The sequence below is a fragment of the Nostoc sp. 2RC genome (genome assembly GCF_014222165.1).
In the GTDB taxonomy this organism is placed as follows: domain Bacteria; phylum Cyanobacteriota; class Cyanobacteriia; order Cyanobacteriales; family Nostocaceae; genus Nostoc; species Nostoc linckia.
In genome coordinates, this window is sequence record NZ_JACKZU010000350.1 from 1 (window position 1) to 8,720 (window position 8,720).

An 8,720-nucleotide genomic window follows, 5' to 3' on the forward strand; every position below is an offset into this window, starting at 1 on the left:
GGAGTGTGGGGAGAGAGGGGGGAAAGATTTCTTCACTATCCTCCCACACCTCCCACACCTCCTGCTTGCCCCATGCCCAATGCCCCATGCCCAATGCCCCATGCCCATTGTCTATTTGCCTATTGCCTCTTCAACCCACTGTTTGAGGGTTGCGATAACTTCTTCAATGGGAATTTCTTGGGATTTACGGGTTGCTCTTTCTACTACTTCGACTTTGCCGTTGGCGATCGCTCGGCCGGTTACAATTCTGTATGGTATGCCTATTAAGTCTGCGTCTTTGAATTTCACTCCAGCTCGTTCGTCGCGGTCATCGAGTAAGGTTTCGATGCCGGCTTGATTGAGTTGGGCGTACAGTTTTTGGGCAATTTCCACTTGTTTAGTATCATTAATGTTAGGAATTGTAACGATGGCGTGATAAGGTGCGATCGCTACTGGCCAAATAATTCCATCTTTATCGTAAGATTGCTCGACGGCAGCTTGGGCTAGACGCGATACACCTACACCAAAACAACCCATGACTAGTGGTTTTTCTTCACCTTGTTCATTGGTATAAGTTGCTCCCATGCTTTGGGAATATTTAGTACCTAATTGAAAAATGTGACCTGCTTCAATTCCCCTAGCGCTTTGTAGGGTTTGTTCTGGGTTATGAATGGCGCGATCGCCTGGTCTAGATTTACGCACATCTACGATTAATTCTGGTAATTTAAATTGCTCGCCCCAGTTTGCACCTACTACGTGATAGCCAGTTTCATTAGCCCCTGTGACAAAGTTTTTTAAATCAACGGCTGTTCGATCCACCAAGCGCAAAAATTTAGGATGAATCTGTTTATTGGCGGCAATATACTCATCTGGAATGTCTGGCGCAATGTAGCCTAAAGGCAGAGATTTCGCTGTCCATGTTTGCTGCACTTGGGAATTTGGTACGCTCAAATTGAGAATGGTTTGAGCGCCATAGTTAGAAGCTAATTTGGTCAATTCATTTTGCAATTTGACTTCATTAACTTCTTGGTCGCCTCGGATGCTCACCAAAACCAATACCGTCACACCATTGTTATAAACTGTTTGGTAAAGGACATTTTTCACCACTTGGGTGGGAGAACATTGGAGGAATCTCGAAACTGTTTCAATGGTTTCTGTTCCAGGTGTATCGCGTTTTTCGTAGGTTGTAAACCGTGAGGGTTCGATATCGGCTGGTAAAGAAACAGCCTTTTCTACGTTAGCGGCGTATTTACCATCTTCAGTGTAGAGAACTTCGTCTTCCCCAGCTTCCGCCAACACCATAAATTCTGTGGAACCAGAACCGCCAATTGCGCCAGAATCAGCTTCCACTGCCCGAAAAGCCAAGCCACAACGCCTTAACATATTACTGTAGGCTTGATACATATCGTCGTAAGTTTTTTTGAGGCTAGCTTCATCGACGTGGAAGGAGTAGCCGTCTTTCATAATGAATTCGCGTCCGCGCATTAAACCAAAGCGGGGACGAATTTCATCGCGGAATTTAGTTTGAATTTGGTAAAGATGCAGAGGTAATTGGCGGTAGGAACGAATCATATCACGAGCGATCGCTGTGATTACTTCTTCATGAGTCGGGCCTAATCCTAATTGTTGTTCGCGGCGGTCAATTAGGGAAAACATTATTCCCTCAGCTTTGGTGTAAGTATCCCAACGTCCCGATTCTTTCCATAAATCAGCTGGTTGTAATTGCGGTAAAAGACATTCTTGTGCGCCTGTAGCGTTCATTTCTTCACGCACAATTTGGGAAACCTTTTGCAGTACCCGCCACATTAAGGGGAGATAAGCATAGACACCACTACCGATGCGACGAATGTAACCTGCACGGAGTAATAATTTATGACTGGGAATCTCAGCATCAGCTGGATCGTCCCGCAGTGTAACGAATAACATTTGTGATAGTCGCATCGTTTATTACCTTTCCAAAATCGCTAATTTCTATGTCAACTAAAGTTTGAATTATCAAGGATAAAGTACAAAGGGCTTGGGGAGTGGTGAGTTAGGAGTTAGGAGTTAAGAATTATTCTCCCTCATCTTCCTCATCTCCCCATCTCCCCACTCCCCAGTCGCCAATTACTTCAGGAGAAAACAACCTTGTCTAATGTAATTTATCAAGCACAGCCACCTTTAGAATTTATTCCTCCAGCATTCAACCCGTTATTTCTACGAGTTGTTCATTTGTTGTTACCAAGTTTCATCAAATGGCAAACACCCATTACCAAAATTGAAGCAGACAATGTAGAAGTTCTGGTAGACCTGTATCGTCAGTTCCAGGAGGGTAAGATCCGTTTTCTGCTGGCTTTTCGCCATCCTAAAACTGACGATCCCTTTGGTTTGGGTTACTTGCTGTCTCAACTCGTGCCAAAGGTAGCACGATCGCAAGGTACAGCGTTACAATTTCCGATTCACGCTCATTTTATCTACGATCGCGGTATTCCTCTATGGGCTGGTTCTCACCTTGGCTGGATTATGTCTGGTTTGGGTGGTACTCCGATTCAGCGGGGTAAGGCTGATTGGACTGGGTTACGTTCGGCGCGTGATTTGTTTGCTAATGGAAAATTTCCAATGGCTGCATCGCCAGAAGGCGCTACCAATGGTTTGTCGGAGATTATCAGCCCCCTGGAACCCGGTATTGCCCAGTTAGGCTTTTGGTGTGCTGAGGATTTGCAAAAAGCTGGACGGGACGAACAGGTTTTAATTGTACCAGTTGGAATTAAATATAGTTATGTTGATGCTCCTTGGGATGCGATCGCTAATCTTTTAGGTGAATTAGAAGCTGCTAGTGGTTTACCTGTAAATGCACCACAACCAGGTAATGTTGCTACTGTAGAAACGCTATATCCGCGATTATTAACTTTGGCAGAGCATTTACTTTCGCTGATGGAAGTATTTTACACGCGTTTCTATCATCAAAAACTACCAGATGCCAAAACTGTTGCTGAGCAAATTCCAGATAGAAATCAAGCGTTAGCAGTGCGTTTACAAGCTTTGTTGAATGCAGCGCTGTTGATATCAGAACAATATTTTGATTTGCAATCTAAAGGTTCTTTAACTGACCGTTGTCGGCGAGTGGAACAAGCTGGTTGGAATTATATATTTAGAGAAGAATTTAAGGATGTGAAAGGAGTATCTGCTGTGGAAAAAGCTTTAGGCGATCGCGTTGCCGAAGAAGCCAATGCAAGAATGTGGCACATGCGTTTAGTGGAAAGCTTTGTGGCAGTTTCTGGTAACTATATTAAAGAAAAACCAACGGTAGAAAGATTTGCCGAAACAACTCTAATTTTATGGAAAATGATTGCTAAGATTCAAGGCGATAAAGCTCTCCAACGTCCTAATTTAGGAAAGGAAAAAGTCAAATTAACTGTGGGTGAACCTATATCTATTTCTGAACGTTACCCGGCATATAAAGAAAATCGTTTGGGTGCTAGACAAACTGTTGCTGATGTGACTAATGATTTGCAGCAGGCGATGGAAAGATTGATTTGACATCTTTTTAGCTCCTTAAGCTAGATAATTATCTTGGAAATACTTTAGATAAATCCAGAATTAAATCAGGAAAATATGGCAGATGCACTGATTCATTTTGCAGATAAATAAACTTGCGACGATAACCAAATTTACCTTGTAAATCTTGGTAAGGTTCGCTATAAGATTCAAGATAATTATCTACTAAATTAAATATCCAATAGTCGGAAATACCAGCTTTTGCATAAAGAGATAATTTTACATCTCGATCGTATTGCAAAGTCGAATTAGAAATTTCGATTACCACCAATATATCAGATGGGCTAGGATGAGCTTCTAAATATTCATCAGGACGATTTTTTACAATGACTAGATCGGGTTCTGGTTCGCTGTCATCAGCTATAATAATTGGTTCTTGTCCTCGAAGAATCGCCTTTTCTGCAACCAGCTTGAATAACTCCCGATATAACCGAGTGCTGCAAACAGAGTGTGATGTACTTTTTGCTGCCATCTGTACTATTTCTCCTCTAATTAGCTCAACTCTGTCATCCTCACAAAAAAAACCGAGTTCTGTGAGACGGTGATATTCAGCTATGGTGAAACGTTTAACAGTAGCAAGGCTCATAACAGTTAAGGCAATACAGGGTTATTTTTATTTTAATATAGTTGCTACTGATTAAATTTCTGCTATAGAAGATGATAATATATCTAGCTATTCTTCTTTATCAGCTTCTGTAATTGCTTCTATACTTACACCCTTCCAAGGAAAATCAAAATATGGCTGAATTTTTTTGAGTTCTTCAATGGACTCTAAGAAAAAATCTTTAATAGCAGATAGCTGGTTTTCTTTAGATAAAAACTGTTGTAAGCTTTTGCGATAGAAAATAGCTGACCATGTTGGTAAAATAGTTAAACTTTCAGGAATCCATATATCAGGCTTATCATTAATTATTTTTTTCATAGATTCAATAATTTTTTGGCGTTTTTCAAAACCAGGTGAAACCTCTAAACATATACCTAGATATGGATATTCCGTTAAATTATCTGGATTTAAATTAAAGTATCCAAGACCACACCAAAAATTTTCACCTGAAAACCTGGTATAGATAATATATCTACTGTGCCACTTCCATTGAGTTCTACTTGCTGCGCCTTTGATGACTCCTCCAAAAGCTAGCCTGAATTTCTCTTGTACTTCGTCATTGAGAGTTGATTCCATAAGGTTGAGAGTTTTGTTAAAGTTCACCATTGTTAATAAATCAACAGATGAAAATTGATTAGTATAAGACATTTGATTTCTCCTCATGAAAATTAAGATTTCTTTGGCTAATATATCAGTTGTGTGTTTTTGTAATTGGTTATAAAATTGATGCCACCTCAATTGATAAAAACTTACTTTTGAGTATAAATTCAATGGTAAAATTTTAGTTTCATCTTTTGGATCGTAATCACGAGTGATGTAAATTAGAATTCTATTTTTGACATTCGGTAAATTGCTCAAAATTTCAGCATATTTTTCTAATTGTCGCCATCCCTCTGTAGAACCGATTTTTGATTCAATAAAGATTACATCTGTGTTTATACCAGTGGACAGTTCAACCACAATATCAAGTTTGCTATCTTCTGTATGGGTTTCAAGTCCTTTATGTGCTTGTTGAGTGGAAATTTTGATGCTGGAATAATTATCATCGCTAATGATTGAGTGATGTTTTAGCCAATCAAGTAAAATTTTTTTATTCAGAGACAGAAAATAAGCAACAATTTCGGTAAAAAAATCTTCAAGCGGCTTGTTGGCTGAATGTAAGTTGAGTAAATTGCTAAACAGAGACATTTTTTAAATAGTTAAAGTAATTACGGAAAATTTATGCACAGTAAGTTTGCAGCTACGGTTAAACGAGACTACAGAAAATTTATGTAAGTTATGTTTGTATTTAGTATTACTAACGTTGCAGTAGTTATAACTTAGCCGATCGCCATTTGACAAGCACATCAAAAAAACAATACCAACGACAAATAGGGATAAAATTTTTACCCCTAAAAAGTGTGTATTATCAGGCTAGAGAAAGTTAGTATTGTTCGGTTAAATGACTCTCTAACAAAGATGCGATCGCTTCTGGATGAATGTTCTTGTATTTCTTTTTACCAAGCTGTAAAACACAGTTGGGAGCGCTGCTGCAACATTTTTGGCAACTGGTATGTTCGATGGTAACTTTGTCTAACAAACCGCGATCGCACAAAGTTTTTTCTAATTCTGATAATAAGCCTTTACCGCCACGTTTGAGACAACCGGACTTTTGACACACCATAATTTTGGCTTTTGGTGTGAGTGGCAAATTTTGAATTGGACAAGTACCAATTGGTGTGACTTGATAAGCTTTGATTTGAATTTCGCCTGTGTGCGAGTCTAACTGGCTGCGAGCAAAAACGCGAATTTCTTCACCAGGAACTAACAATAAACTCACAGAACGACGCAACTCTTTTGGCAATTTAATTTCCATAGTTCCATCTGGAATTGCCAGTTGCAAATATTTATATTTTTTCGGTTCAGCACCCACAAAACCTAAAAACTGTCCTTCAAGGTTCAATTCTGATAACGTGAAATACTTTTTACCCATGATTGATTAAAAATGAAGAGTTAGGAGTTAGGAGTTGGGAGTTGGGAGTTGGGAGTTGGGAGTTGGGAGTTGGGAGTTAGGAGTTAGGAGTTAGTAGTTAAAATTGAAAAGTTATGAGTTGGGAGTTGGGAGTTAAAATTGAAAAGTTATGAATTGGGAGTTGGGAGTTGGGAGTTGGGAGTTGGAAGTTATAAATTTTCACTTGTAACTCCCACCTGATAATTAATAAATACTACCTTTTAACTATTAACTCACACCTCCTAACTCCTAGCTATTAACTATTAACCCTCAACTCCTAATTCTTAACTCCTAACTCCTAACTCCTAACTCCTAACTCCTAACTCCTAACTCCTAACTCATACCTCTTAACTCCTAACTTTTTTTACGAAAGTCGTTTTGCTTCCACAGTTTGCGGTAGATTGGCTACATCTGGTAATTCACGAAATTCTAATTCCCAGCCATTTGCTAAGGTCAAAATCTTACCTTCACTACCATCAGTTTGTTTGACTACTTCTTCTTCCAGGTCTTTTTTAGCAACGTAGACTACTAAAGTGCCGGCATCATTCACGCGTAACATTACTTTCATGAGACTCCTCAACAGATTCTAGTTCTTTTTTCTTACAGCCGACGACAATCCCTGTTTCTATGAAATGCACAGCATATATATAGGAACTCTGCAAATATGTGCCTATACTTGCTATGTAGCCAATATCTCCTTTCTTAGCTAAAACTTGGCCGATTTCTTTACCAGGAAAGGTACCATCGTTTTTAATTAGTTTGCGAAGTCTGACTTTTTCACCAATTTCAAAAGCAGGTGGTAAGTCTAACTCTAATTCATCACGTTGCATGAGAATACCTCTGTTCTCTGGCCAAATTTAAGACTTCTTCTGTGGTTAAACTACGTTTTTTCTTTACTGACTGATGGCGCACTGCATCTAAAACTGATTGGGTTTCTTGTGGGTTCAAGAAAATTCCATGCTGTTGTAGTAAGTTGGAAACAGAATGTCTTCCAGAATGTTTACCCACTACTAAGCGGCGTTCGCAACCGACTTCTTCGGGGGCAAATGGTTCGTAGGTGAGGGGATTGTGCAGGACGCCGTGAGCATGGATTCCGGATTCGTGGGCGAAGGTGTTTTCCCCAACGATCGCTTTCCAAGGTGGTACTTCAGCGCCGGATGCAGAAGCAACTAGTTGAGATAGTCCCAGCAAATGAGATGTGTCAATGCCTAAATCAACGCCATAGATGCGTTTGATGGCCATAACAACTTCTTCTAAGGCTGCATTTCCCGCCCTTTCACCCAAGCCGTTGACTGTGGTATTCACAGATGTGGCTCCGGCTTTGATCCCCGCCAAGGCGTTGGCGGTTGCTAAACCAAAATCATTGTGGGTGTGAATTTCCAGAGGAATTGTCAAAGCCGAAACGAGTTGCTTCACCTTTGTGTAAGTGGTGAATGGATCGAGAACTCCTACGGTGTCGCAGAAGCGGAAGCGAGATGCACCCCATTCTTGGGCGGAAAGTGCTACATCCAAGAGGAAACTTTCATCAGCTCTTGAAGAATCTTCTCCTCCCACTGCTACCCAAAGACCGCGATCGACAGCAAAGCTGATGGAATCTTTGAGTTTTTGTAAACTTATCCGCCACTGACCATGAAATTTAGTGGCAATTTGAATACCAGAGACGGGGATGGCAATATGCACTCGGTTGAGACCGCAGGCGATGGAAGCCTTAATATCTGAGAGTACAGCGCGGTTCCATCCCAACAGTTTTGCTTGCAAACCCAAGTCAGAAATTGCAGCAATCGCTTGTGTTTCTTCACCACCCATTGCTGGTATCCCCACTTCTAATTCAGGGATACCAATGGCATCGAGAAATTTGGCGATCGCTACTTTTTCTTTTAAGTTGAAAGCAACACCCGCCGCTTGTTCACCATCACGCAATGTAGTGTCATTAATTATGATTTGATTCATTGCAAATATCCCTCTCTTGGAAGTATTCTCAATATCCTTTCTCTCTACAATTCTTAGTGATGGTAAATGCTAAAAATATCACAATACATAAGCAGGATACATGATCCTCAATTATTGCTCATTTAGCAATATCACATCTGTATGACAAAGAACTAAAAATTGGTATAATTTACTAATTTTTTTTACCGATGTCAGTTGTAAATTGTTCAAGTAGCAAATAACTAATATAGCTATTAGCAAGTCCGGAAAAAATTAACATACAGAACCCAGCAATTAATGTAGTAATCATCTCAGGAACCTCATATTTTTTATAGCATTGGTGTGTAGTTTAATCTCAGTAAAAAAGAATTCTGAATTCTCAATCATGAATTCTCAGTTACAAATTAGTTAACTTTGTTCTGCTAACCAGTCAAAAATTCTTCCTAACTGGTCTAAGTTAACTAAACCATACTGCCAGAGAAGCATCGGTAACGGGCCATTGTTTAACTCACGGTGTCGTAGCGCTACAGCAATATCAGCATTTGAAAGTTCAAGTTCATGGTGTAAAAATTTGATGAGTTGAATATCTCGGTTACGAGTTGACATAGTTGAACTTTCAATTTCTTCAGTTGGAAAAGAATTAAAAATTCCTAGCTTGGGCATGGGGGATGGGGCATTGGG

9 protein-coding genes are annotated in these 8,720 nt (G+C 39.9%); 1 reads left to right on the forward strand and 8 read right to left on the reverse strand.

The genetic code is table 11. The features are described from left to right. Positions 1-111: 111 nt before the first annotated feature. Positions 112-1,920 (reverse strand): proline--tRNA ligase, encoded by a 1,809-nt coding sequence (locus GNE10_RS27995; protein WP_185568849.1) that lies wholly within the window; start codon positions 1,918-1,920, stop codon positions 112-114. Positions 1,921-2,106: 186 nt separating this feature from the next. Here GNE10_RS27995 and GNE10_RS28000 point away from each other — a divergent pair, with 186 nt between their 5' ends. After that, positions 2,107-3,498, forward strand: coding sequence for a 1-acyl-sn-glycerol-3-phosphate acyltransferase (locus GNE10_RS28000; protein ID WP_185568851.1), 1,392 nt, complete (start codon positions 2,107-2,109; stop codon positions 3,496-3,498). Between the two features lie 28 nt (positions 3,499-3,526). On the opposite strand, the gene GNE10_RS28005 is transcribed toward GNE10_RS28000, so the two are convergent. The 7 genes from GNE10_RS28005 to GNE10_RS28035 form a co-directional block, all read right to left on the reverse strand. After that, positions 3,527-4,102: a Uma2 family endonuclease gene (locus tag GNE10_RS28005; protein ID WP_185568853.1), complete on the reverse strand. Its 576-nt coding sequence runs from the start codon at positions 4,100-4,102 to the stop codon at positions 3,527-3,529. An 87-nt stretch (positions 4,103-4,189) separates the two neighbouring features. After that, the gene (locus GNE10_RS28010; RefSeq protein ID WP_185568855.1) at positions 4,190-5,308 is read right to left on the reverse strand and encodes a PD-(D/E)XK nuclease family protein; all 1,119 of its coding nucleotides are present in this window, start codon (positions 5,306-5,308) and stop codon (positions 4,190-4,192) included. A 235-nt stretch (positions 5,309-5,543) separates the two neighbouring features. Then, positions 5,544-6,092 (reverse strand): (2Fe-2S) ferredoxin domain-containing protein, encoded by a 549-nt coding sequence (locus GNE10_RS28015; RefSeq protein ID WP_185568857.1) that lies wholly within the window; start codon positions 6,090-6,092, stop codon positions 5,544-5,546. A 382-nt stretch (positions 6,093-6,474) separates the two neighbouring features. Next, entirely contained in the window at positions 6,475-6,678 is a 204-nt protein-coding gene (gene nifT, locus GNE10_RS28020; protein WP_185568859.1) for a putative nitrogen fixation protein NifT, read from the reverse strand. Further along, the gene (locus GNE10_RS28025; protein WP_096534564.1) at positions 6,653-6,940 is read right to left on the reverse strand and encodes a nitrogen fixation protein NifZ; all 288 of its coding nucleotides are present in this window, start codon (positions 6,938-6,940) and stop codon (positions 6,653-6,655) included. Before GNE10_RS28025 ends, nifT begins: the two co-directional genes overlap by 26 nt. Beyond that, complete coding sequence (gene nifV / locus GNE10_RS28030) at positions 6,930-8,060, reverse strand: homocitrate synthase (RefSeq protein ID WP_185568861.1); 1,131 nt, start codon at positions 8,058-8,060, stop codon at positions 6,930-6,932. The genes GNE10_RS28025 and nifV overlap by 11 nt, the downstream gene beginning before the upstream one ends. 387 nt (positions 8,061-8,447) lie before the next feature. Continuing rightward, the gene (locus tag GNE10_RS28035; protein WP_185568863.1) at positions 8,448-8,645 is read right to left on the reverse strand and encodes a DUF2949 domain-containing protein; all 198 of its coding nucleotides are present in this window, start codon (positions 8,643-8,645) and stop codon (positions 8,448-8,450) included. Positions 8,646-8,720: the final 75 nt, after the last annotated feature.